Source organism: Citrobacter sp. EC_71 (assembly GCF_019584005.1).
Taxonomy (GTDB): Bacteria; Pseudomonadota; Gammaproteobacteria; order Enterobacterales; family Enterobacteriaceae; genus Citrobacter; species Citrobacter werkmanii.
Genome location: NZ_VDAY01000009.1, coordinates 126148 through 149828, shown reverse-complemented (window position 1 = coordinate 149828; position 23681 = coordinate 126148). Strand labels below are relative to the sequence as shown.

22 protein-coding genes are annotated in these 23681 nt (G+C 53.9%); 13 read left to right on the top strand and 9 right to left on the bottom strand.

Going from position 1 to position 23681, the window contains the following annotated elements:
- Positions 1-95 precede the first annotated feature (95 nt).
- The 5 genes from rpsF to FHD02_RS12295 all read left to right on the top strand — a co-directional run bounded on the left by rpsF (position 96) and on the right by FHD02_RS12295 (position 2600).
- A complete protein-coding gene (gene rpsF / locus FHD02_RS12315) occupies positions 96-491 on the top strand; it encodes a 30S ribosomal protein S6 (protein WP_003025672.1) in 396 nt (131 codons plus the stop codon).
- 6 nt (positions 492-497) lie between these two features.
- Positions 498-812: a primosomal replication protein N gene (gene priB, locus FHD02_RS12310; protein ID WP_006686338.1), complete on the top strand. Its 315-nt coding sequence runs from the start codon at positions 498-500 to the stop codon at positions 810-812.
- Between the two features lie 4 nt (positions 813-816).
- The gene (gene rpsR, locus FHD02_RS12305; protein ID WP_000135199.1) at positions 817-1044 is read left to right on the top strand and encodes a 30S ribosomal protein S18; all 228 of its coding nucleotides are present in this window, start codon (positions 817-819) and stop codon (positions 1042-1044) included.
- A gap of 41 nt (positions 1045-1085) precedes the next feature.
- Positions 1086-1535 carry a 50S ribosomal protein L9 gene (gene rplI / locus FHD02_RS12300; protein ID WP_003025676.1) on the top strand — a complete coding sequence of 150 codons (450 nt, stop codon included), beginning with the start codon at positions 1086-1088 and terminating at the stop codon, positions 1533-1535.
- 141 nt (positions 1536-1676) lie between these two features.
- The gene (locus FHD02_RS12295; RefSeq protein WP_137350097.1) at positions 1677-2600 is read left to right on the top strand and encodes a DMT family transporter; all 924 of its coding nucleotides are present in this window, start codon (positions 1677-1679) and stop codon (positions 2598-2600) included.
- A 47-nt stretch (positions 2601-2647) separates the two neighbouring features.
- On the opposite strand, the gene FHD02_RS12290 is transcribed toward FHD02_RS12295, so the two are convergent.
- Entirely contained in the window at positions 2648-3298 is a 651-nt protein-coding gene (locus FHD02_RS12290; RefSeq protein ID WP_137371456.1) for an OapA family protein, read from the bottom strand.
- Between the two features lie 219 nt (positions 3299-3517).
- Between FHD02_RS12290 and fklB the strand changes: the two genes are divergently transcribed.
- Positions 3518-4138 carry an FKBP-type peptidyl-prolyl cis-trans isomerase gene (gene fklB, locus FHD02_RS12285; protein ID WP_038642968.1) on the top strand — a complete coding sequence of 207 codons (621 nt, stop codon included), beginning with the start codon at positions 3518-3520 and terminating at the stop codon, positions 4136-4138.
- A 308-nt stretch (positions 4139-4446) separates the two neighbouring features.
- A complete protein-coding gene (gene cycA, locus FHD02_RS12280; RefSeq protein WP_038636591.1) occupies positions 4447-5856 on the top strand; it encodes a D-serine/D-alanine/glycine transporter in 1410 nt (469 codons plus the stop codon).
- An 83-nt stretch (positions 5857-5939) separates the two neighbouring features.
- Here the strand turns inward: cycA and ytfE are convergent, their stop codons facing one another.
- Positions 5940-6602, bottom strand: coding sequence for an iron-sulfur cluster repair protein YtfE (gene ytfE, locus FHD02_RS12275; RefSeq protein WP_079225626.1), 663 nt, complete (start codon positions 6600-6602; stop codon positions 5940-5942).
- Positions 6603-6846: 244 nt separating this feature from the next.
- Here ytfE and FHD02_RS12270 point away from each other — a divergent pair, with 244 nt between their 5' ends.
- Positions 6847-8418 (top strand): methyl-accepting chemotaxis protein, encoded by a 1572-nt coding sequence (locus FHD02_RS12270; RefSeq protein WP_137361577.1) that lies wholly within the window; start codon positions 6847-6849, stop codon positions 8416-8418.
- A 61-nt stretch (positions 8419-8479) separates the two neighbouring features.
- Here FHD02_RS12270 and FHD02_RS12265 read toward each other — a convergent pair whose 3' ends face one another.
- The 3 genes from FHD02_RS12265 to FHD02_RS12255 all read right to left on the bottom strand — a co-directional run bounded on the left by FHD02_RS12265 (position 8480) and on the right by FHD02_RS12255 (position 11279).
- The gene (locus FHD02_RS12265; RefSeq protein ID WP_220393918.1) at positions 8480-9448 is read right to left on the bottom strand and encodes a DMT family transporter; all 969 of its coding nucleotides are present in this window, start codon (positions 9446-9448) and stop codon (positions 8480-8482) included.
- Positions 9449-9524: 76 nt separating this feature from the next.
- Positions 9525-10349: an AraC family transcriptional regulator gene (locus tag FHD02_RS12260; RefSeq protein ID WP_220393907.1), complete on the bottom strand. Its 825-nt coding sequence runs from the start codon at positions 10347-10349 to the stop codon at positions 9525-9527.
- Between the two features lie 81 nt (positions 10350-10430).
- Positions 10431-11279: an SDR family oxidoreductase gene (locus FHD02_RS12255; RefSeq protein WP_220393906.1), complete on the bottom strand. Its 849-nt coding sequence runs from the start codon at positions 11277-11279 to the stop codon at positions 10431-10433.
- Between the two features lie 90 nt (positions 11280-11369).
- Between FHD02_RS12255 and FHD02_RS12250 the strand changes: the two genes are divergently transcribed.
- Complete coding sequence (locus FHD02_RS12250) at positions 11370-11750, top strand: helix-turn-helix domain-containing protein (protein WP_220393905.1); 381 nt, start codon at positions 11370-11372, stop codon at positions 11748-11750.
- Between the two features lie 62 nt (positions 11751-11812).
- Here the strand turns inward: FHD02_RS12250 and FHD02_RS12245 are convergent, their stop codons facing one another.
- Positions 11813-13756, bottom strand: coding sequence for a bifunctional 2',3'-cyclic-nucleotide 2'-phosphodiesterase/3'-nucleotidase (locus FHD02_RS12245; protein WP_220393904.1), 1944 nt, complete (start codon positions 13754-13756; stop codon positions 11813-11815).
- Positions 13757-13942: 186 nt separating this feature from the next.
- On the opposite strand from FHD02_RS12245, the gene cysQ reads away from it, so the two are divergent.
- Entirely contained in the window at positions 13943-14683 is a 741-nt protein-coding gene (gene cysQ / locus FHD02_RS12240; RefSeq protein WP_137361574.1) for a 3'(2'),5'-bisphosphate nucleotidase CysQ, read from the top strand.
- Here cysQ and FHD02_RS12235 read toward each other — a convergent pair.
- Positions 14673-15230 (bottom strand): YtfJ family protein, encoded by a 558-nt coding sequence (locus tag FHD02_RS12235; protein ID WP_061382743.1) that lies wholly within the window; start codon positions 15228-15230, stop codon positions 14673-14675. The two genes, cysQ and FHD02_RS12235, sit on opposite strands and share 11 nt — an antisense overlap.
- 327 nt (positions 15231-15557) lie before the next feature.
- Here FHD02_RS12235 and FHD02_RS12230 point away from each other — a divergent pair, with 327 nt between their 5' ends.
- Positions 15558-15764: a DUF1107 domain-containing protein gene (locus tag FHD02_RS12230; protein WP_003025710.1), complete on the top strand. Its 207-nt coding sequence runs from the start codon at positions 15558-15560 to the stop codon at positions 15762-15764.
- A gap of 67 nt (positions 15765-15831) precedes the next feature.
- Here FHD02_RS12230 and FHD02_RS12225 read toward each other — a convergent pair whose 3' ends face one another.
- Positions 15832-17172, bottom strand: coding sequence for a hemolysin family protein (locus FHD02_RS12225; protein ID WP_003025713.1), 1341 nt, complete (start codon positions 17170-17172; stop codon positions 15832-15834).
- A gap of 151 nt (positions 17173-17323) precedes the next feature.
- Positions 17324-17962, bottom strand: coding sequence for a peptide-methionine (S)-S-oxide reductase MsrA (gene msrA, locus FHD02_RS12220; RefSeq protein WP_042312762.1), 639 nt, complete (start codon positions 17960-17962; stop codon positions 17324-17326).
- 212 nt (positions 17963-18174) lie between these two features.
- Between msrA and tamA the strand changes: the two genes are divergently transcribed.
- Entirely contained in the window at positions 18175-19908 is a 1734-nt protein-coding gene (gene tamA / locus FHD02_RS12215) for an autotransporter assembly complex protein TamA (protein ID WP_042312760.1), read from the top strand.
- Positions 19905-23681, top strand: coding sequence for an autotransporter assembly complex protein TamB (gene tamB, locus FHD02_RS12210; protein WP_220393903.1), 3777 nt, complete (start codon positions 19905-19907; stop codon positions 23679-23681). Before tamA ends, tamB begins: the two co-directional genes overlap by 4 nt.

Here is a 23681-nt window from a genome sequence, read left to right as displayed (position 1 = left end):
GCGTCATTTTTCAGCCGACCTTTAACACGTTCCTTGCCTCCATGGGCCTCGGCTGACCCAGACAGGAGGCTGAATAATCCGTAAGGAGCAATTCGATGCGTCATTACGAAATCGTTTTTATGGTCCATCCTGACCAGAGCGAACAGGTTCCGGGTATGATCGAACGCTACACTGCTGCCATCACTGGTGCAGAAGGCACGATCCACCGTCTGGAAGACTGGGGCCGCCGTCAGCTGGCTTACCCGATCAACAAATTGCACAAAGCTCACTACGTTCTGATGAACGTTGAAGCGCCGCAGGAAGTGATCGATGAGCTGGAAACTACCTTCCGCTTCAACGATGCCGTTATCCGCAGCATGGTTATGCGTACTAAACACGCTGTTACCGAAGCATCTCCGATGGTTAAAGCGAAAGACGAGCGCCGTGAGCGTCGCGATGATTTCGCAAACGAAACCGCAGATGATGCTGAAGCTGGGGATTCTGAAGAGTAATTTCTGATGACCAACCGTCTGGCGTTGTCCGGCACCGTGTGCAGGGCCCCCCTTCGAAAGGTCAGTCCATCAGGAATTCCTCATTGCCAGTTCGTGCTTGAGCATCGTTCTGTGCAGGAGGAAGCCGGGTTTCACCGGCAGGCGTGGTGCCAAATGCCCGTTATTGTTAGCGGACACGAAAACCAGGCCATTACTCACAGTATAACGGTCGGTAGCGCAGTAACCGTTCAGGGGTTCATCTCTTGCCATAAGGCAAAGAACGGCCTGAGCAAAATGGTTCTGCATGCCGAGCAGATTGAATTGATAGATTCTGGAGACTAGCCATATGGCACGTTATTTCCGTCGTCGCAAGTTCTGCCGTTTCACCGCGGAAGGCGTTCAAGAGATCGACTATAAAGATATCGCTACGCTGAAAAACTACATCACCGAAAGCGGTAAGATTGTCCCAAGCCGTATCACCGGTACCCGTGCAAAATACCAGCGTCAGCTGGCTCGCGCTATCAAACGCGCTCGCTACCTGTCCCTGCTGCCGTACACTGATCGTCATCAGTAATCGGTCACGGTCCATTAATACGACTTTGAGAGGATAAGGTAATGCAAGTTATTCTGCTTGATAAAGTAGCAAACCTGGGTAGCCTGGGTGATCAGGTTAACGTTAAAGCGGGCTATGCTCGTAACTTCCTGGTACCACAGGGTAAAGCTGTTCCTGCTACCAAGAAAAACGTTGAATTTTTCGAAGCGCGTCGCGCTGAGCTGGAAGCTAAACTGGCTGACGTACTGTCCGCTGCTGAAGCTCGTGCTGAGAAAATCAACGCACTGGAAACCGTAACCATCGCGTCTAAAGCAGGCGACGAAGGTAAACTGTTCGGTTCCATCGGTACTCGCGACATCGCTGACGCTGTAACTGCAGCTGGCGTTGAAGTAGCTAAGAGCGAAGTTCGTCTGCCGAACGGCGTTCTGCGTACCACTGGCGAGCACGAAGTGAGCTTCCAGGTTCACAGCGAAGTGTTTGCTAAGCTGACTGTAAACGTAGTTGCAGAATAAGTTTTTATTCTGCTAACCGCGTAAAAGCGCCGGCCCTGTGCCGGCGTTTTGCTTTTCTGTTCCCCGCTTTTCTCTCTGGCTATTCTTTGTCCTTTTCGGGATAATCACAAAAATAAAACATTATTTCAAAGTGGTGATGGAATGGAACCAACGCACCAACCTCTGTTTGCGCGTAAAAATGTTGTCTACCTGAGCGCGGCGTTCTGCTGCTTGCTGTGGGGAAGCGCCTATCCGGCGATCAAAAGCGGATATGAAATCTTCCAGATTGCCACGGATGACATCCCCTCGAAAATTGTCTTTGCCGGCTATCGCTTTCTGTTTGCGGGATTATTGCTGCTCCTGCTGGCGATGGCGCAGCGTAAACCGATTGGCCGGTTAAGCCCGCGTCAATATGGTCAGCTCACGCTGTTGGGGCTGACGCAGACTTCGCTGCAATATATTTTCTTTTATATTGGCCTGGCGTTCACCACGGGGGTGAAAGGGTCCATCATGAACGCGACAGGCACGTTCTTCAGCGTGCTGCTGGCGCATTTTATCTATCAGAACGATAAACTCAGCTACAACAAGGCGCTGGGTTGTATCCTGGGCTTTCTCGGCGTGATGGTGGTGAACTTTAACAGCGGACTGGATTTTAGCTTCAGCCTGTTAGGGGACGGCTCGGTAGTGATGGCAGCCTTTATTCTCTCCGCCGCTACGTTATACGGCAAACGCATTTCTCAAACGGTCGACCCGACGGTAATGACGGGGTATCAGCTGGGCGGTGGCGGTCTGGCGCTGGTGATCGGCGGTTACGCTTTTGGTGGCACCCTGACCGTACACGGCGCGTCTTCGTTGGCGATTCTGGGCTACCTGACGTTGCTCTCTTCGGTGGCATTTGCCTTGTGGAGTATTTTGCTTAAACACAACCGCGTGGGAATGATTGCGCCGTTTAACTTCCTGATCCCGGTTTCAGGCGCGGTACTGTCGGCGGTTTTCCTCGGCGAAAATATTCTCGAATGGAAATATGCAGTAGCGTTGGTGCTGGTCTGTTCGGGGATCTGGTGGGTGAACAAGGTGAAACGCTAACGCTTCACCTTGCTGCCTGATGGCACTGCGCTTATCAGGTGTGCTGGCTATCGGGCGCGAATAAAACTGCCGTTAGGCTGGCGGGTAAACAGGACCTGCTGGCCATTACCCGTATCGATGGTTAACCCTGTCACTACGCCACTGGCATTCTGCCTGATCTGCACCATCTGTCCGTCTTTCAAATTGCTCAGCGGTTTTCCGGCACCTTCTACCTGCGCCATGGCGTACACATCGGTTGGCGGGAGATTATGGTCACGGAATACCTGGGCCAGCGTTTTACCCGAATCTACGCGGTAGGAACGCCACTGCTGGTCAATCCCGCTATCCGGCTGGAAAGGTTGCGTCTGTGGCTGGGATTGCTGGGCCTGCGGCTGTGCGTCTGGTTCCCCTTCCTGGATGGGTTCCGGCGCAACCGGCGCGACCTGGCCTGGGTCGTTTTGCGGGGCGACCAGTTGTGCCTGAAGCTGGGCCTCCGTCGGCGGCTGTGACTGCGACTGCAAATCCAACTGGGCAGTACGCGTGACCACTGGTGCATCGCTGGTGTCGCTGGAAGGGAGCAGGAAACCGATCACCAGCACGATGGCAGCAGCAATAATGCCGCGGCGGTGCATCGGCGGCAGCGGGTCCATAATGCGAAAATTGTCCGGTGCATGCCAGATTTTCGCCAGGGTTGGTTTTAATTCAAAGCGCCCGGGCATGGCTTTCCTCCTGCTCCGCGTCTCGTTCCTCTGTCATAGAGTATAGATCGCTAACTCTATGATACTTGTTCGGGTACCCGCTTTCGTGACATTCATGCGGACAATAGTCATTGTTTCTTTTTCCTCGCGATTTGTCATCAGTTCCCGAGACAAAGTTTTACCGGATGCGGCATGGCTGATATGCTGCCCGCTACTTTACATCCGATGAAAGGAAATATGATGGCTACCCCGACTTTTGACACTATCGAAGCGCAAGCAAGCTACGGCATTGGTTTGCAGGTAGGACAGCAGCTGAGCGAGTCCGGTCTGGAAGGGCTGTTGCCTGAAGCGCTGGTAGCGGGTATCGCTGACGCGCTGGAAGGCAAGCATCCGGCAGTGCCTGTTGATGTTGTGCATCGCGCACTGCGTGAAATCCACGAACGTGCTGATGCCGTTCGTCGCGAGCGTTTCCAGGCGATGGCCGCAGATGGCGTTAAATATCTGGAAGAAAACCGTGAGAAAGAGGGTGTGAACAGCACTGAATCCGGTTTGCAGTTCCGTGTTCTGACTCAGGGCGAAGGCGCTATCCCGGCACGCACCGACCGCGTTCGCGTGCACTACACTGGTAAACTGATCGACGGTACCGTGTTTGACAGCTCTGTCGCACGTGGCGAACCGGCTGAATTCCCGGTTAACGGCGTCATCCCAGGCTGGATTGAAGCGCTGACTCTGATGCCGGTGGGTTCCAAATGGGAACTGACTATTCCTCAGGAACTGGCTTACGGCGAGCGTGGCGCTGGCGCGTCCATTCCTCCGTTCAGCACGCTGGTATTCGACGTTGAACTGCTTGAGATTCTGTAAGCAGTGACTTCTGTTCCCCCCGAGGCCGGGGGGAGCAAAGAAATAGCGTGAAAAGCTATAGTTACGCTGTTGTCGATATTTTATATTGCAAATGCTTCACCAGCGTGTATTTTTGTGAGCTGATTCGCGCTATCAGAGTGATATGACACTCACTTTAAACATTAAATTAACATTATATCTAAATCTTAGTATTCATCCCGCCAATTCTTACCTAATATCGATGAGTCCTGATAACAGGATCGTCGTATCATAGACACATTAAAGGCCGTAGAGCCTGAACAACACAGACAGGTACAGGAAGAAAAAACATGGTAGATCAGGTAAAAGTCGAAGCTGCAGAAGAGGCTTCGTCTGAACAGTCGCTACGGCGCAATCTCACAAACCGTCATATTCAACTTATTGCCATTGGCGGCGCTATCGGTACCGGCCTGTTTATGGGTTCCGGTAAAACCATTAGTCTCGCCGGACCGTCGATCATCTTTGTGTATATGATCATCGGTTTTATGCTGTTTTTCGTGATGCGCGCAATGGGAGAGTTGCTGCTCTCGAATCTGGAGTACAAATCCTTTAGTGATTTTGCCTCCGACCTGCTCGGGCCATGGGCCGGATATTTTACCGGTTGGACTTACTGGTTCTGCTGGGTTGTTACCGGGATGGCAGACGTTGTCGCCATTACCGCGTATGCGCAATTCTGGTTCCCCGAACTCTCAGACTGGGTCGCCTCGCTGGCGGTGATCGTGCTACTGCTGAGCCTTAACCTCGCCACGGTAAAAATGTTCGGTGAGATGGAGTTCTGGTTCGCGATGATCAAAATTGTTGCCATTATCGGTCTGATTGTCGTCGGCCTGGTGATGGTACTGACGCACTTTCAGTCGCCAACTGGCGTTCAGGCATCGTTCACGCATCTGTGGAATGACGGTGGCTGGTTCCCGAAAGGGCTGAGCGGCTTCTTTGCTGGCTTCCAGATTGCGGTGTTCGCGTTTGTGGGCATTGAACTGGTGGGGACAACCGCTGCGGAAACCAAAGACCCGGAGAAATCTCTGCCGCGCGCCATTAACTCGATCCCGATCCGTATCATCATGTTCTACGTTTTCGCGCTGATTGTGATTATGTCCGTCACGCCGTGGAGCTCGGTCGTGCCATCCAAGAGCCCATTCGTTGAACTGTTTGTCCTGGTCGGTCTGCCCGCGGCGGCGAGCCTGATCAACTTTGTGGTGCTAACTTCTGCGGCCTCTTCCGCAAACAGCGGCGTGTTCTCTACCAGCCGTATGCTGTTTGGTCTGGCGCAGGAAGGCGTGGCGCCTAAAGCGTTTGCCAAGCTGTCTAAACGCGCGGTTCCGGCGAAAGGTTTAACCTTCTCCTGTATCTGCCTGCTGGGCGGCGTGGTGATGCTGTATGTGAATCCGAGCGTGATTGGCGCGTTCACCATGATCACCACCGTGTCGGCGATTCTGTTCATGTTCGTATGGACCATCATTCTTTGCTCGTACCTGGTGTACCGCAAGCAGCGTCCGCACCTGCATGAAAAATCAATCTACAAGATGCCGCTCGGTAAGCTGATGTGCTGGGTGTGTATGGCGTTCTTTGTTTTCGTACTGGTACTGCTGACGCTGGAAGAGGATACTCGCCAGGCGCTGATCGTGACGCCGCTGTGGTTCATCGCGCTGGGTCTGGGCTGGTTGTTTATCGGTAAGAAACGTATGGCAGGCGTGCGTTAAGCGTAGCCATATCGGACACAAAAAAGGCCACATAAGCAGTGGCCGAATTCGGACTTCAGGAAGGCGCTCTCGGGCGCCTTTTTTTATTCACCTGCGAGGGCACGCGGGAACAACACATTATTTTCCAGACTGATATGTTCCATCAGGTCATCGATCATCTCGTTAATGCCGTTATACATGGCTTTCCAGGTAGTGCAGGCTTCTGGCGGCGGCGTCACATTATGGGTGATGTGTTTGATCACTTCGACCAGTTCACCGGCATCGTCATGCTCGCTTTCCATCACGCTGATTGGTCCCATTGCCTGGCTACCCATGCCCTGTTTAATCATCGGGAACAGGATCTGCTCTTCCTTCATCATGTGGCTGGACAGCTCTTCATGCAGCATGCTCAGGTTCTTCGCCAGACCGCGCGGTACGTTCGGTTTGTCTGCGTGAACGCGTTCAACTTTCGTGGCCTGCAGGATCAGTTCCGGCAACTGTTCGCGATGTCTGTCGTGATAACGCACAATGATATGGTCGATGATTTCAGCCAGCGCCACGGTACGCCAGTCTTTCTCCAACGGCTGTTCAGCCAGCTGCGCGAGCTGTGCCTCAATAACGTCTAAATCCAGCTCTTTACGCGCGGCAGCGCGTGCCAGCGTTTGCTTACCACCGCAGCAGTAATCCATATCGTATTTACGAAACAGGGCCGAAGCGCGAGGAATAGAGAGCGCCAGTTCACCTAAAGGTTGATCGCGATAAGACATTGCCGTTACCTCATTCTCAATAATATAAGATGTATTTTAAATGCATCTTATAGGGAAGGCTATAACCCTTTCGGGGTGGGGTGTTTTGTGATGAGCATCACAAAAATTTCTTATTTCGTTAAGGTGCTGAATCTTATTGGAAAGGAGAGATACGGCGAAAAAAGCTGCGCCAGAGAATTAAATAAGCGCACGCCGCTGCCGATAGTTAGACCTCAGACAATACCTGCATAATAAAAGGCAACAGATGTTCAAACGAATTAAAGTGATAACCTTACTTATCACCGTGCTACTCGCGCTGGGCGCGATGCAGCTCATCTCCGCAGGCGTCTTTATTGGCGCACTCAATAACGATAAACAGAACTTTAATGTCTCTCAGCTTTCCAGTCAGAACGTGGCTGAATTTACCGACGCGTGGATTAGCCTGAACCAGGTTCGCGTCACGCTCAACCGGGGTATGCTGCGTTTACAGGGAACGATGGCCAGCGAGATCAACGGCGGTCAGTTGAAAGAGCTGGTGAACACGGCGAATCGTCTGCTGGCCGAGTCGAAAGAGCATTATGATAAATACTACGCCCTGCCAGAAACGCCGGGGCTGGATGAGCGTCTGGCCGATCGACTGGAAGAACAGTACGGCATCTATTCTGCGACGCTGGCTAAAATGAACGCGCTGCTGGCTGAAGGTAAGCTGGAAGAGATGTTCAAGCAGAATGCTGAGCAGAAGCAGACGGCCATGCAGGAAGTGTATCGGGAATGGCGTGCCGCGCAAACGGCGCTGGCCACCGCCGGCGTGCAGGACAATGAGAGTGATTACCGCAAGATAATCTGGCTGTTGTCTGCCGTGATGTTGACTGTCGTCACTGTGATTGTCGCCAGTTGGCTGGCGATGCAGCGCGTGTTGCTCAGGCCGCTCCACGAGGTGATGGGACATATTCGCCACATCGCTGCGGGTGACCTGACGCATAGCATCAACGCCGATGGCAGCAATGAAATGGCGTTGCTGGCAAGTAATGTGCGTGACATGCAGCAGGCGCTGGCGAATACGGTCAGCGTGGTGCGTGACGGGGCTGACACTATCTACACCGGCGCGGGTGAAATTGCCGCAGGCAGTAACGATCTCTCTTCACGTACCGAGCAGCAGGCTGCCTCTCTGGAAGAGACCGCTGCCAGCATGGAACAACTCACCGCCACCGTGAAGCAGAACGCAGATAACGCGCGTCAGGCGACCAGTCTGGCAAAAAATGCCTCACAGACGGCGTTGAAAGGTGGAACCGTGGTTGATGGCGTGGTGCGTACAATGGACGAAATCGCCACCAGTTCCAGCAAAATCGCGCAAATTACCACTGTTATCGACGGTATTGCCTTCCAGACCAATATTCTGGCGCTGAACGCGGCGGTAGAAGCGGCGCGTGCGGGCGAACAGGGACGTGGTTTTGCCGTGGTCGCTGGCGAAGTTCGTACTCTGGCGCAGCGTAGTGCTCAGGCGGCAAAAGAGATTAAGGCGCTGATTGATGACTCGGGTAATCGGGTCAACGCCGGTACGGCGCTGGTGCATGAAGCAGGCGAAACGATGGCGGAGATTGTCAGCGCCGTGACCCGCGTGACCGACATTATGGGCGAAATTGCCTCTGCTTCTGATGAACAGAGCCGGGGTATCGATCAGGTAGGCCAGGCCGTTGCCGAGATGGATCGCGTGACGCAGCAAAATGCTTCGCTGGTGGAGGAGTCCGCTTCCGCTGCCGCCGCGCTTGAAGAGCAGGCAGCACGACTGAACCAGACCGTGGCGGTATTTAAAGTGTCGCGCCGGATGGCGGCGTAAACGCTTTATCCGGCCTACAAGGACTGTACGATCTCATGTAGGCCGGATAAGCGCAGCGCCATCAGGCATCCCCTGAAACCGGCACTACCACCGGTTTCTGCGGTTTTGACCGCACCGCAATTACCACGCCTATTACCAGCAGCGCAATCCCGCTTAGCGTCAGCAGCGGCGGAAAATCCTGGCGCAGCATAAAGGTATACAACAGACCGGCCAGCGTTTCGAAAACTATCAGCGGGCCGAGGATCACCGTCGGCAGCTTCTGGCTGGCAACGTTCCAGCACAGGGCACCCACCCACGAACACAATACCGCAATGGCTATCATCAGACCGATAAACACATCCGGACGCGGGCCGAAGGGCAGGGCAAAACCTGGCGTTTGCCCATGCAGCCACAGACACGCTGCAATATACCCCAGCAGAGAAACGGGCAGCGTCACCAGCGCCTGAGCCGTCGCCCACATCATCGGGTGCTTATCTGGATTCTCGCGCAGCCAGCGGGCATTACGCAGCGCATACCACGCCCAGCACACCACCGAGACAAGCGCCAGTACAATACCGGAGCCATAACGCCAGCCGCTAAAATCGGGTAATCCCTGATTCAGTTCCGAGATATTCACGCACAGCAGGCCAATGGCAATCAATATCAGCGCAGGTGACAGACGCCACCAGGATAATTTGCCGTCACGCTGGCTATAGAGCAGGTTGGCGAAGACCGGGATCACCACCGGCAATGTACCAATAATCATCGTTGATACCGGCGCGCCGGTACGCTGGATGGCGCTGGCCAGGCAAACGTAATAAATCAGGTTACCCATCATCGTTAGCGCCAGCGCCGTTATCCAGTCTTTACGCGTCAGTTGGCGCAGACGCGCGCGTCCCAGCCAGGCGATCGGCAACGCGATCAGCCCCAGCGCCAGATAGCGTCCCATCGACTGCAACACCGCCGGGTATTCCGGCACGATCAGCGGCCCGACAAAAATTAATCCCCACATCAGCCCTGCCAGCAGGGCGTACAGCACGCCGCTAATCATTGTTAACATCCACATCATTAAACATTGCGTTGAGTGTAGGTAGGGAGAGCGCAGCCGTATTGTATGAGATTGCGCATTAGCGCGAATAAACCTGCTTCTGATAACGTACCGGCGTAATGCCGTAGTGATGGGTAAACGCGCGGGTGAGATGCGACTGGTCGGTCAAACCGGTGGCGGCGGCTACCTCTGCGGCGGGCATTCCGTGAGTGAGAAAACCTTTGGCTCGCCACAGGCGAATGGCCATCAGCATTTGGTGCGGCGTAACGTGGAAATGAGATTTAAACTGGCGTTGAAAATGCCAGGGACTCAGTGAGGCCACCCGCGCCAGTTCGTCGAGCGTTATCGGGTGCATGTAATTATCATGCAGATACTCGCGTACCCGTTCAAAGCGATGCGCCCCCTCTGCAGATATTGGCGCATGGCGAGCCAGCGGCTGGAACGTATCGATCAGATCGAGCAACAACCCTTTTTGCGCCAGCGCATCCTCCGTGTTCCACAGGCCATGGATCAGCGAGCAGATCTGCCGCGAGCGCAGCGGATCGTGACGCGTGACGTCATGAAACCACCAGTGGCGGATCCCGGTGATCTCTTCCAGAAGATCGGGCTCAAGGTAGATCATCCGATAGCGCCAGCCGTCGTCGGTTTCGGCTTCGCCGGTATGCAGTTCATCGGGATTCATGGTGACGACAGAATGGGCGGGAGCGACGTACTGCGTACCGCGATAGCGAAAACGTTCGGCTCCGGCTTCTATCGCGCCAATGCCAAACGCTTCATGGGTGTGCGGCTCAAAGGCGTAACGTGATATGTGCGCATGATACAGCTCAACGCCCGGCACCTGCGCCAGATGGCGAAAGCGGGCGCTGTCTTTCTCATCAATAAACTGCTCAGGTACACCTTGCACGTTTTCTCTCCCCACGCATCATCCTGTCATTATCAGAGAGGATGCGTGGGGATGCCACCACAATTAACTAATTTTTAACACTTACACGATGCCTTTGACGCTGTCAGCCAACGATGTGGTTGGGCGACCAATCAGTTTGCTCAACGTATGGCTGTCATCGAACAGACCGCCTTTAGAAGCGCCGACATCTGAATCGGCCAGCATGTCCGCCAACCCGGCGGGCAGACCAAAGCCTTTCAGCGCCGCGGCAAAATCAGCTTCGCTCAGGTTCTGATACACCACTTTTTTACCGCTCTGTGTTGCCAGCTCGGCAGCCAACTGGCTCAGGGTCCAGCCTGTGTCGCCCGCAAGCTCATAGGTTTTACCGGTATGACCATCTTCACTGATGACGCGCGCGGCGGCTGCGGCATAGTCGGCACGGGTTGCCGAGGCGATTTTGCCTTCTCCCGCGGCCCCAATAAAGACGCCGTGTTCCAGTGCAGCTGGCGCGCTGGCGAGATAGTTTTCGGTGTACCAGCCGTTGCGCAGTAGCGCATAAGCGATACCGGATTCAGCCAGCATCTTCTCAGTGGCGACGTGTTCATCGGCCAGCCCCAGCGGGGAGGTGTCGGCGTGCAGCAGGCTGGTGTAGGCGATAAATTTCACGTGGGCAGCCTTTGCTGCGTTAATCACGTTGCGATGCTGTGGGGCACGTTGTCCCACTTCGCTGGAAGAGATCAGCAGCAGCTTGTCGATACCCTGTAAAGCAGTCGTAAAGGCGGCTTCATCGCTGTAATCCGCCTGGCGAACGGTAATGCCCTGCTGGCTAAGCGCCGTCGCTTTAGCGGGATTACGCACGATAGCCACTATCTGGCTGGCAGGAACGGTTTTCAGTAGAGATTCAATAACGTGTTGGCCCAGTTGGCCGGTGGCGCCGGTAATTGCGATCATGGGGTGACTCCTTGGTATTGGTCTTGTGTTTAATCACGCTAACACTTAAACTTACTTTTAGTAAGTACGCACAAAAAGGTTAGTATGAAAATGACAGCGTCGACCCTCTCCCAACAGTTACGCGACGGCAATTTGTTTGCCGAACAGTGTCCCTCCCGCGAGGTGTTAAAACACGTCACCAGCCGCTGGGGCGTATTAATTCTGGTGGCGCTGCGCGATGGTACGCACCGATTTAGCGATTTGCGCCGGAAGATGGGCGGCGTCAGCGAAAAGATGCTGGCGCAATCGCTGCAGGCGCTGGAGCAGGACGGGTTTATCAATCGGGTGTCTTATCCGGTGGTGCCGCCGCATGTGGAATATAGCCTGACGCCGTTGGGCGAGCAGGTGAGCGATAAAGTCGCCGCGCTGGCGGACTGGATAGAACTGAATTTGCCGCAGGTTTTGGCGCAACGGGAAGAGCGGGTTGTGTGATAGGTTGGCAGTGTGTTTTGCAGGCCGGATAAGACGCTGGTGCGTCGTATCCGGCACGAAAGTTACTTACTCAAATCCAACTGATAAATGGCAAAACCGATATCATCGGTCGCGACTTTTTTCAGCGGATATTGCCCTTTCTCTTTGATAAACGCCGCGGCTTTCTCAGACGGTGATGTTTCAAAGCGAATATCCAGTGGCGTATCACTGTGAATCGGCGCCAGACGCCAGTTGTTATCTGCCGCCGGGTGAATTTCGCCTGCGCTCTTCGTCTGAGCACCTATCCATGCCGCCAGTACCGAGCGGTTTTCATCTGGTGACGCAAACGCGATGTGGCTGTCTCCAGTTCCGGCAAACTTACCGCCGTAGGCGCGATAGTTGTTGGTCGCGACGAGGAAGGTGGCGTTAGGGTCGATAGGCTTACCGTTAAAGGTCAGATTCTTAATCCGCTCTGCTTTTGGGTTGATGGTCTGGCACTCGCCGTCGTAGCGGGCGGGCTGTGAAACATCAATCTGATAATTCACGCCGTCGATCACGTCAAAGTTATAAGTACGGAACCCATCCCAGTTGATCAGCGACTGCGGCTTGCTGCTGTGAATATCAATTTGATTAAACTGCCCGGCGGAACATTCCAGCCACTCTTTCACCTCTTTGCCGCTGGCTTTCACTACCACCAGGGTGTTGGGATAAAGATACAAATCAGCGGCGTTACGGAAGGTTAACTGGCCTTTTTCGACTTCGACAAAGCTGGCCGGATCGTTCTTGCGTCCACCGACCTTAAACGGCGCGGCCGCGGAAAGTACCGGCAATTTTGCCAGGTCCGGATCGCCCTGGATAAAGTGCTCCACATACGCTTTCTGGGCGTTATTCACCACTTGCACGGTCGGGTCATCCTGAACCAGCGCCAGATAGCTGTACATGTTGTCGGCGGATTTACCGATCGGTTTGCTGACAAACTCACGCGTGGCGTCGTGATCGGCTTTCAGGATCTCAACGATTTTTTTGTCTTCTGCTGCCAGTGATTTTTTCGCCGCAGCGTCATAAATGGGGCGTGCCTCTGCTTTCGCCTGGGTGACCTGCCATTTACCGCTATCGTTATTCAGTACCAAATCCACGACGCCCAGATGATCGCCCCACATGCCAGGCATCACCGCCGGCACGCCATTGAGCGTACCTTTTGTGATATCTGCACCTTTAATGTTGGCAAAATCTTTCCCCGGGAAGACGGCGTGAGCATGACCAAACATAATGGCATCCACGCCCGGTATTTCACTGAGATAATAAACGGAGTTTTCCGCCATCGTCTGATACGGGTCGGCAGAAAGGCCGGAGTGAGCAACCACCACCACGACATCGGCGCCTTTTTCCCGCATTTCCGGAACGTATTTGCGTGCAGTTTCCGTAATGTCGTTCACCGTGACTTTGCCGCTGAGGTTGGTTTTATCCCAGGTCATAATCTGCGGTGGCACAAAGCCGATATAGCCAATCTTCAGCGTCTGCTTGTTACCTTCCTGGTCAATTACCTCAGTGTCTTTGATCAGATAAGGCGTAAACAGCGGCTTTTTGGTCTTAACGTCGATGATATTGGCGTTAACGTAGGGGAACTTCGCTCCGGCCAGCGCGTTATGCAAATACTCCAGACCGTAGTTGAATTCATGATTGCCGAGGTTGCCCACCGCGTAATCCAGCGTATTGAGCGCCTTATATACCGGGTGAGTTTCGCCCGCTTTCAGCCCTTTGGCCGCCATGTAATCCCCGAGCGGGCTGCCCTGAATCAGATCGCCGTTATCAACCAGCACGCTGTTTTTGACTTCACCACGCGCGGCGTTGATCAGACTTGCCGTACGCACCAGGCCAAATTTTTCAGTCGGCGTGTCTTTGTAATAATCGAAATCCATCATATTGCTATGTAAATCAGTGGTTTCCATTATTCGCAGATCGACGGTCGCGGCATTCACGCTGGCTGCAATCAGCGTTGCCAGAAGCGTTGCACTAAACTTAATCATCAGGGGCATCCTTTTAAGATCTAAGCCACAAAAGAAAATGTATATAAATCTTCTTGCTTACAGAACTGTGAATCATGACATGAATATAGCGTTTAAAACCGCAGACGCTATCACAGTTGGCGGATCCCCTGACGATCGGGTATAAGTAAAACAACGAGTTAACACCACTGACAAACGAGGTGGAGAATGTTAGAACATGTATGCCAGCTTGCACGGAACGCGGGCGATGCCATTATGCAGGTCTACGATGGAATCAAACCGATGGAGATTACCAGCAAGCAGGATGATTCTCCGGTCACGGCGGCGGATATCGCTGCGCACACGGTGATCCTCGAAGGATTACAGGCGCTGACGCCGGATATTCCGGTTCTGTCTGAAGAAGCCCCTCCTGGCTGGGATGTTCGCCAGCACTGGCAGCGCTACTGGCTGGTCGATCCGTTGGACGGCACCAAAGAGTTCATTAAACGTAACGGTGAATTTACCGTTAATATTGCGCTGATTGAGCAGGGAAAGCCGGTACTTGGCGTGGTTTACGCGCCAGTGATGAAGGTGATGTACAGCGCGGCAGAAGGCAAAGCGTGGAAAGAAGAGTGCGGTGTGCGCAAACAAATCCAGGTACGTGACGCGCGTCCACCGCTGGTGGTGATTAGCCGTTCGCATGCCGACAATGAGTTAAAAGAGTATCTGCAACAACTGGGCGAGCACCAGACCACGTCGATTGGATCGTCGCTGAAATTCTGCCTGGTGGCGGAAGGGCGCGCGCAGCTGTATCCGCGTTTTGGGCCAACTAACGTCTGGGATACCGCCGCTGGCCACGCCGTTGCCGCCGCAGCCGGAGCGCACGTTCACGACTGGCAGGGGAAACCTCTGGACTACACCCCACGTGAATCGTTCCTCAACCCCGGCTTCCGCGTCTCTATTTACTGAGCAATTTATGCAGCAGGGCAATCACCTGCTGCACCTCTTCCTGCGTTAATGCGCCATCTTTTGCCCACTGTACGCGTCCGTCCTTATCAAGTACCGCAATAGCTGAGCTTTCTTCATCCAGTTGCCAGGCTTTACGCGCAATGCCGTTGCTGTCGACGATAAATTGTGACCATGGGTAGAGCTTCTTATTGCTCTCCAGACTGCTGCGCACAAACATACCGGAGCCAGGAATGGCGTCATCCGTGTTGACGATAGTGGTGGTCTGGTATTTGTCGTGCGGCAGGTTCGCCGCTTTGATGGCTTCAATCAGGTTCGCGTTTTTCTCTTTGGCGGAGGTGCGTCCGGCAATGTGTTGCACAATGCGTACTTTGCCGGGCAGTTGCGCGCTATTCCAGCTTTTGTAGCTAAACTTATCGTTATCGAGAATCAGTTCGCCGCGATCGGCGATCCCCACCGGCGGTACGCGCTGGTCAGTCTCAAACTTATGGGCGGAGGCAATCATCGGCAGCAGCAGGCACGACAGCGCCAGCAGTTTTCGTAAGGTCATAGGTTTTCCTTCTTTCTTTATTTTGCAGGTGATCCGACCACTTGGGCCTGGAATTTAATCATATGTGCGATTGATGCTTTTTCCCGCAAGCGCGATGCCAGTTTGCGGACGGGCGCACAAATCCTGCGAAAATCGAAGGCTTATACTGAAGACAGCGAAGCGTTGAAAAGATAATTCTGAATAATTGTAACTGGAAGGTAAATAAACTTATACACGCTGGAAACATCAACGAGATAGTCTATAGTCATAGGGCATTAAAATTTGCGCCTGAGGATTGTCGGACCGATTGTGGTACCGCAAAGGCGTAATGCTCAGCAGGAGACAACAATGAAAATTTTCCAACGATACAACCCGCTGCAGGTGGCGAAGTACGTGAAGATCCTGTTTCGTGGACGGTTATATATCAAGGATGTAGGCGCTTTTGAATTTGATAAGGGTAAGATTCTTATCCCAAAAGTGAAGGACAAGCTGCATTTTTCCGTGATGTCCGAAGTTAACCGTCAGGTCTTGCGTCTGCAAACTGAGATGGCTTGATCAAAGTGCTATGCGGTAGTTAAAAAAACGGCTCCAGGACAGGAGCCGTTGATGTTTCTGCAAGGCGCTATGACGCCTTCGCCTCTTCCTTCGCATCCGGCAGTTTCGGTACCAGAACGGTAGGTTTACTGTCCAGACGCGTCACCAGCAGCTGATCGATCTTGTAGTTATCGATATCCACTACTTCAAATTTGTAGCCTGAATACTTCACCGAGTCGGTGCGTTTCGGGATTTTACGCAACATGAACATCATAAAGCCGCCGATGGTCTCATAGTTGCCGGACTGCGGGAATTCGTCGATATCCAGGACGCGCATGACGTCATCAATCGGCGTACCGCCGTCGACTAACCATGAGTTTTCATCACGCGCCACGATCTGCTCTTCCAGGCCCTGACCGACTAAATCGCCCATCAGCGTGGTCATCACATCGTTGAGCGTGATAATCCCCACCACCAATGCATACTCGTTCATGATGACGGCAAAATCTTCGCCTGCGGTTTTGAAGCTTTCCAGCGCTTCAGAGAGCGTCAGCGTATCTGGGACAATCAGCGTATTGCGGATCTGTACGCCGCTGTTCAGCGCCATACTCTGGTTGGCCAGCACGCGGTTGAGGAGATCCTTTGAATCGACATAGCCAATGATGTGATCGATATCTTCGTTACACACCAGAAATTTGGAGTGCGGATGTTCCGCCACTTTGTTCTTCAGGCTCTGCTCGTCTTCATGAAGATCGAACCAGATAATATTCTCGCGCGAGGTCATAGAAGACGGTACGGTGCGGGATTCCAGTTCGAACACATTTTCAATCAGCTCATGTTCCTGCTTGCGCAGAACACCCGCCAGCGCACCGGCTTCGACCACGGCGTAAATGTCGTCTGACGTGATGTCATCTTTACGCACCATCGGAATTTTAAACAGGCGGAAAATGTTATTTGCCAGACCGTTAAAGAACCACACCAATGGGCGGAAGACCAGCAGACAGAAGCGCATCGGGTTGATGATACGCAAAGCCACGGCTTCTGGCGCAATCATACCGATGCGTTTCGGGGTTAAATCCGCGAACAGGATGAACAGGCCAGTAACCAGTGAGAAGGACAGAATAAAACTTAACTGTTCGGACAGCTCTGGAGCGAAGTACTTTGAGAACAGGCTGTAAAACGCCGGGGAAAAGGCCGCATCACCAACGATACCGCCGAGAATGGCGACCGCGTTTAGGCCAATCTGCACCACGGTAAAAAACATGCCGGGGTTTTCCTGCATCTTCAAAACACGCTGTGCGTTCACATTGCCTTCATCGGCAAGCAGCTTAAGTTTGATTTTGCGTGATGCGGCAAGCGAGATCTCGGATATCGAGAAAAACGCACTCACGGCGATTAGGCAGAGAATGACTAAAATACTGTTTAACATATCTTATCCGACCGTTCGGGTCAGATCCTCGGAAGGGAGAAGTTGATAAATCCGTGTGAAATACACATTGAAAACCGGCTCGTGGAAGTGAGCCGGTAAATTCAGGAGCTAGTATAGCGTAAGGTACTGTAACGTCGCCAGAGGGGGAAATTTATCCTTGTGGTGGCAAACACACCCCAATCCCGCCAATTCCGCAGTAGCCGTAAGGATTTTTGTGCAGATATTGTTGGTGATCGTCTTCGGCATAATAGAACGGGGTTGCCGTACTGATTTCCGTTGTAATGGTGCGCTCGTCGCCAGCGGCGGTCATCGCCGCCTGAAAACGCTCAAGGCTGGCCTGTGCCGCGGCGGTTTGCTCTGGCGTTAAGGGATAAATAGCGGAACGATACTGCGTACCGTGGTCGTTCCCCTGACGCATACCTTGCGCCGGATCGTGATTTTCCCAGAACACCTGCAGCAGTTGCTCGTAGCTGATAACATGCGGGTCATAGACGACGCGCACCGCTTCGGCATGCCCGGTATCGCCAGAACAGACTTCCCGATAGGTCGGGTTAGGGGTATAGCCGCCGGTGTATCCGGCTGCGGTGCTGTACACGCCGGGTAATGACCAGAATAAACGCTCCACGCCCCAGAAACATCCCATGGCGAAAAGGGCGATTTCCATACCGTCGGGCACGTTGGTCATCGAATGTTGGTTAACCGCATGCAGCGTTGCCACTGGCATCGGGGTGTTGCGTCCAGGTAGCGCATCTGCTTGAGTAACGAGATGCTTTCTATCAAATAAACTCATGGCCGTTCTCCCGAAATCAGTCATTTGGGTTAAGGTTGTAACGAGACGCGTCTTTGCCCACAATAAACGGCATGAATACGTCTAGATTTAAACATAAGAAATATTTGGGTTGTCGTCTGTTTTTCAACTCTTATTGTTGATTTTTTGTTAAGCCGAGGAACGGCATAGTATTTTTTTCCAGGGGTGGGAAAAAAGGATATTCAGGAGAAAATGTGCCACATATCCGTCAGTTATGTTGGGTGGGATTACTGTGCTTAAGTGGCTCCGCCGCCGCCGCGAATGTTCGCTTACAGGTCGAAGGATTATCAGGACCGCTGGAGAAAAACGTCCGTGCGCAGTTGTCCACGATTCAAAGTGATGAAGTCACGCCAGACCGACGCTTTCGTGCGCGTGTTGATGATGCCATCCGCGAAGGGCTAAAAGCGCTGGGCTACTTTGAGCCGACCATCGATTTTGAGCTGCGCCCCCCACCGGCAAAAGGACGCCAGGTGCTGATTGCCAAAGTAACCCCCGGCGAGCCGGTGCTGATTGGCGGCACCGAAGTGATTTTGCGCGGTGGCGCGCGTACGGATAAAGATTATCTGGATCTGCTGAAAACGCGCCCGGCAATCGGCACCGTGTTGAATCAGGGTGATTATGACAACTTCAAAAAATCCCTCACCAGCGTGGCGCTGCGCAAAGGCTATTTCGACAGTGAATTTAATAAAAGCCAGCTTGGAATAGCGCTTGAGCGCCGTCAGGCGTTCTGGGATATCGATTACAACAGCGGTGAACGCTATCGCTTTGGGCATGTCACCTTTGAAGGCTCGCAAATTCGTGATGAGTACCTGCAAAACCTGGTGCCATTTAAAGAAGGTGAAGAGTACGAGTCGAAAGATCTGGGGGAACTTAACCGTCGTCTGTCGGCGACCGGATGGTTTAATTCTGTGGTTGTCGCGCCAGAATTTGATAAAGCCCGCAAAACCAAAGTGCTGCCGCTTAAAGGCGTGGTCTCGCCGCGAACCGAAAACACCATCGAAACCGGGGTTGGTTATTCAACTGACGTCGGGCCACGGGTAAAGACCTCGTGGAAAAAGCCGTGGATGAACTCCTATGGCCACAGCCTGACCACTAGCGCCAGTATCTCTGCGCCAGAGCAGGTCCTTGATTTTAGTTATAAAATGCCGCTGTTAAAGAACCCGCTGGAGCAGTATTACCTGGTGCAGGGGGGCTTTAAGCGTACCGATTTAAACGACACCGAGCAGGACTCCACGACGCTTGCGGTTTCCCGTTACTGGGACCTTTCCAGCGGCTGGCAGCGCGCGATTAACCTGCGCTGGAGCCTCGACCACTTTACGCAGGGTAACGTCACCAATACCACCATGCTGCTCTATCCGGGCGTGATGATTAGCCGGACGCGTTCGCGCGGCGGTCTGATGCCCGTCTGGGGCGATTCTCAACGCTATTCCATTGATTATTCCAATACGGCCTGGGGTTCAGACGTTGATTTCTCTGTCTTCCAGGCGCAAAACGTCTGGATCCGTACGCTGTACGACAGGCATCGCTTTGTGATGCGCGGTAACCTCGGCTGGATTGAAACCGGGGACTTCGACAAAGTGCCACCGGATCTGCGTTTCTTCGCCGGGGGCGATCGCAGTATTCGCGGTTACAAATACAAATCTATTTCGCCCGAAGGCAGCGACGGTAAGCTGAAAGGGGCCTCGAAGCTGGCAACCGGCTCGCTGGAATACCAGTACAACGTGACCGGGAAATGGTGGGGCGCAATGTTTGTCGATAGCGGCGAAGCGGTCAGCGATATTCGCAAAAGCGATTTCAAAACCGGCGCCGGGGTCGGTGTGCGCTGGCAGTCGCCGGTCGGACCTATCAAGCTCGACTTTGCCGTCCCTGTCGGCGACAAAGATGAACATGGTTTACAGTTTTACATCGGTCTGGGGCCTGAATTATGAGTTTATGGAAGAAGATAAGCCTCGGCGTGCTAATTTTTATCCTGCTGTTGTTAGGCACGGTGGCGTTCCTTGTCGGCACCACCTCGGGCCTGCACCTGATCTTCAAGGCTGCTAATCGCTGGGTTCCGGGGCTGGAAATTGGTCAGGTTACCGGCGGCTGGCGGGATTTATCGCTCAAAAATATTCGTTATGACCAGCCTGGCGTGGCGGTGAATGCCGGTGAAGTGCATCTGGCCGTCGGGCTGGAGTGTCTTTGGGATAGTAGCCTGTGCGTCAACGATCTGTCGCTGAAAAATATCAACGTGGCGATCGACAGCAAAAAGATGCCGCCTTCAGCACCGGTTGAGGAGGAGGATAGCGGCCCGCTTAACCTTTCCACACCTTATCCGATCACGCTTTCGCGTGTGGCGCTGAATAACATCAATATCAAAATTGACGACACCACGGTTTCAGTGCTCGATTTTACCTCCGGCCTGAACTGGCAGGAAAAAACGCTGACCCTGAAGCCAACGTCATTACAGGGCCTGCTGATTGCCCTGCCTAAAGTGGCGGAAGTGGCGCAGGAAGAGGTCGTTGAACCGAAGATTCAAAACCCGCAGCCGGATGAAAAACCGCTCGGTGAAACGCTAAAAGATCTGTTCTCAAAGCCGGTGCTACCGGAAATGACCGATGTCCATCTGCCGCTCAACCTCAATATTGAGGAGTTTCGCGGCGAGCAACTGCGCGTGACCGGGGATACGGATTTAACGGTGCATAACATGCTGCTCAAAGTGAGCAGCATTGACGGCAACATGAAGCTCGACGCGCTGGATATCGACTCTAATCAGGGTACGGTAAACGCCAGCGGTACGGCGCAGCTCACCAACACATGGCCGGTGGATATTACCCTCAACAGCACGCTGAACGTCGATCCATTAAAAGGCGAAAAGGTGAAGCTGAAGGTCGGTGGCGCGCTGCGTGAACAGCTGGAAGTCGGCGTCAATCTGTCTGGCCCGGTTGATATGGACCTGCGCGCGCAAACGCGTCTGGCAGAAGCCGGATTACCGCTCAATCTGGAAGTGGTGAGTAAGCAGGTTTACTGGCCGTTTACCGGCGACAAGCAGTTCCAGGCCGATGACATCAAGCTCAAGCTGACCGGCAAAATGACCGACTATACGTTGTCGATGCGTACCGCGGTGAAAGGGCAGGATATCCCTCCGGCTACCATCACACTGGACGCCAAAGGCAACGAACAGCAGATCAATCTCGATAAACTGAGCATTGCGGCGCTGGAAGGCAAAACCGAGCTGAAAGCGCTGGTGGACTGGCAGCAGGCGATCAGTTGGCGCGGGGAGTTAACGCTGGACGGCATCGACACTGCGAAAACAATCCCGGACTGGCCGTCAAAGCTGAATGGTCTGGTGAAAACGCGCGGGAGTCTGTACGGCGGAAGCTGGCAGATAGAGATTCCTGAGCTGAAGCTGACCGGTAACGTGAAGCAGAACAAGGTTAATGTGAATGGTTCGCTGAAGGGGAACAGCTACCTGCAGTGGACGATCCCTGGCCTGCATCTGGAACTGGGACGCAACAGTGCGGACGTGAAAGGGGAACTGGGGGTCAAAGACCTCAATCTCGACGCGACGATTGATGCCCCAAGCCTGGATAACGCGCTGCCGGGATTAGGCGGTACGGCGAAAGGGTTGGTAAAAGTTCGCGGGACGGTAGAAGCGCCACAGCTGTTGGCGGACATCACCGCTCGCGGCCTGCGCTGGCAGGAGCTTTCCGTTGCTCAGGTTCGCGTCGAAGGCGACGTGAAATCGGCGGAGCAAATCGCCGGTAATCTCAACGTTCGCGTAGAGCGGATTGTACAACCTGACGTGAATATTGGCCTGGTGACGCTCGATGCCAAAGGCAGTGAGAGGCAGCATGAGCTACAGTTGCGCATCCAGGGCGAGCCGGTCTCCGGACAGCTCTCCCTGGCAGGCAGCTTTGATCGCAAAGAACAGCGCTGGAAAGGGGAGTTAAGCAATACCCGTTTCCAGACGCCGGTTGGCCCGTGGGCGCTTAATCGTGCGATCGCGTTGGATTACCGCAATCAGGAGCAAAAAATCAGCATTGGGCCGCACTGCTGGAACAACCCGAATGCGGAGCTGTGCGTACCACAAACCATTGATGCCGGTGCAGAAGGCCGCGCGGTGGTGAATCTCAACCGTTTCGACCTGGCGATGCTGAAATCGTTTATGCCGGATACGACTCAGGCCAGCGGGGTGTTCACCGGCAAAGCCGATGTCAGTTGGGACACGACCAAAGAGGGGCTGCCGCAGGGGCAGGTCACGCTTTCCGGACGCAACGTGAAGGTCACGCAAAGCGTGAACGATGCGCCGCTGCCAGTGGCATTTGAAACGTTGAATCTGACCGCCGACCTGCACGACAACCGTGCCGAACTGGGCTGGCTGATTCGCCTGACCAATAACGGACAGTTTGACGGAAAGGTGCAGGTGACGGATCCACAAGGGCGCCGTAACCTGGGCGGCAACGTCAATATCCGCAACTTCAATCTGGCGATGGTGAACCCTATCTTCTCACGTGGTGAAAAGGCCGCGGGGACGATCAACGCCAACCTGCGTCTGGGCGGCGATGTGCAAAGCCCGCAACTGCTTGGACAACTGCAACTGAGCGGACTGGATATCGACGGTAACTTTATGCCGTTTGACATGCAGCCAAGCCAGTTAGCCGTCAACTTCACCGGAACACGCTCAACGTTGGCGGGTGTGGTGCGTACACAGCAGGGAGAAATCAACCTGAGTGGCGACGCCGACTGGAGTCAGATCGACAACTGGCGGGCGCGCGTTGCGGCGAAAGGCAGTCGGGTGCGGATCACCGTGCCGCCGATGGTGCGTCTGGATGTCTCGCCGGATGTGGAATTTGAAGCGACACCGAGCCTGTTTACCCTGAACGGCAATGTCGATGTGCCGTGGGCGCGTATCGTGGTCCACGATCTGCCGGAAAGCGCGGTAGGGGTGTCCAGCGATATGGTGATGCTTAATAACGATCTCCAGCCTGAGAAACCGCAGACCGCCGGGATCCCGATCAACAGCAACCTGAACATCCACGTCGGTAATAACGTGCGTCTTGATGCCTTTGGTCTGAAAGCGCGGCTGACGGGCGATCTGAAGGTGGTGCAGGATAAACAGGGACTCGGGCTTAACGGACAGATTAATATCCCGAGCGGTCGCTTCCATGCCTATGGTCAGGATCTGATCGTGCGTAAGGGCGAGCTGTTATTCTCCGGTCCGCCGGATCAGCCGCTGCTCAATATTGAAGCGATTCGTAACCCGGATGCTACAGAAGATGACGTGATCGCTGGTGTTCGCGTCACGGGCACGGCTGATGAACCGAAAGCGGAGATCTTCTCCGACCCGGCGATGTCGCAGCAAATGGCGCTGTCTTACCTGCTTCGTGGGCAAGGACTGGATAGTGAACAGAGTGACAGCGCGGCGATGACTTCAATGCTTATTGGCCTGGGGGTTGCACAAAGTGGTCAGGTTGTGGGTAAAATCGGGGAGACATTTGGCGTAAGCAATCTGGCACTGGACACGCAAGGGGTGGGTGACTCATCTCAGGTCGTTGTCAGCGGATACGTACTGCCAGGTCTGCAGGTGAAATATGGTGTGGGTATATTTGACTCCTTAGCGACACTCACGCTACGTTATCGTCTGATGCCTAAGCTATATCTGGAAGCAGTGTCTGGCGTAGATCAGGCACTTGATTTGCTCTATCAGTTCGAGTTTTAG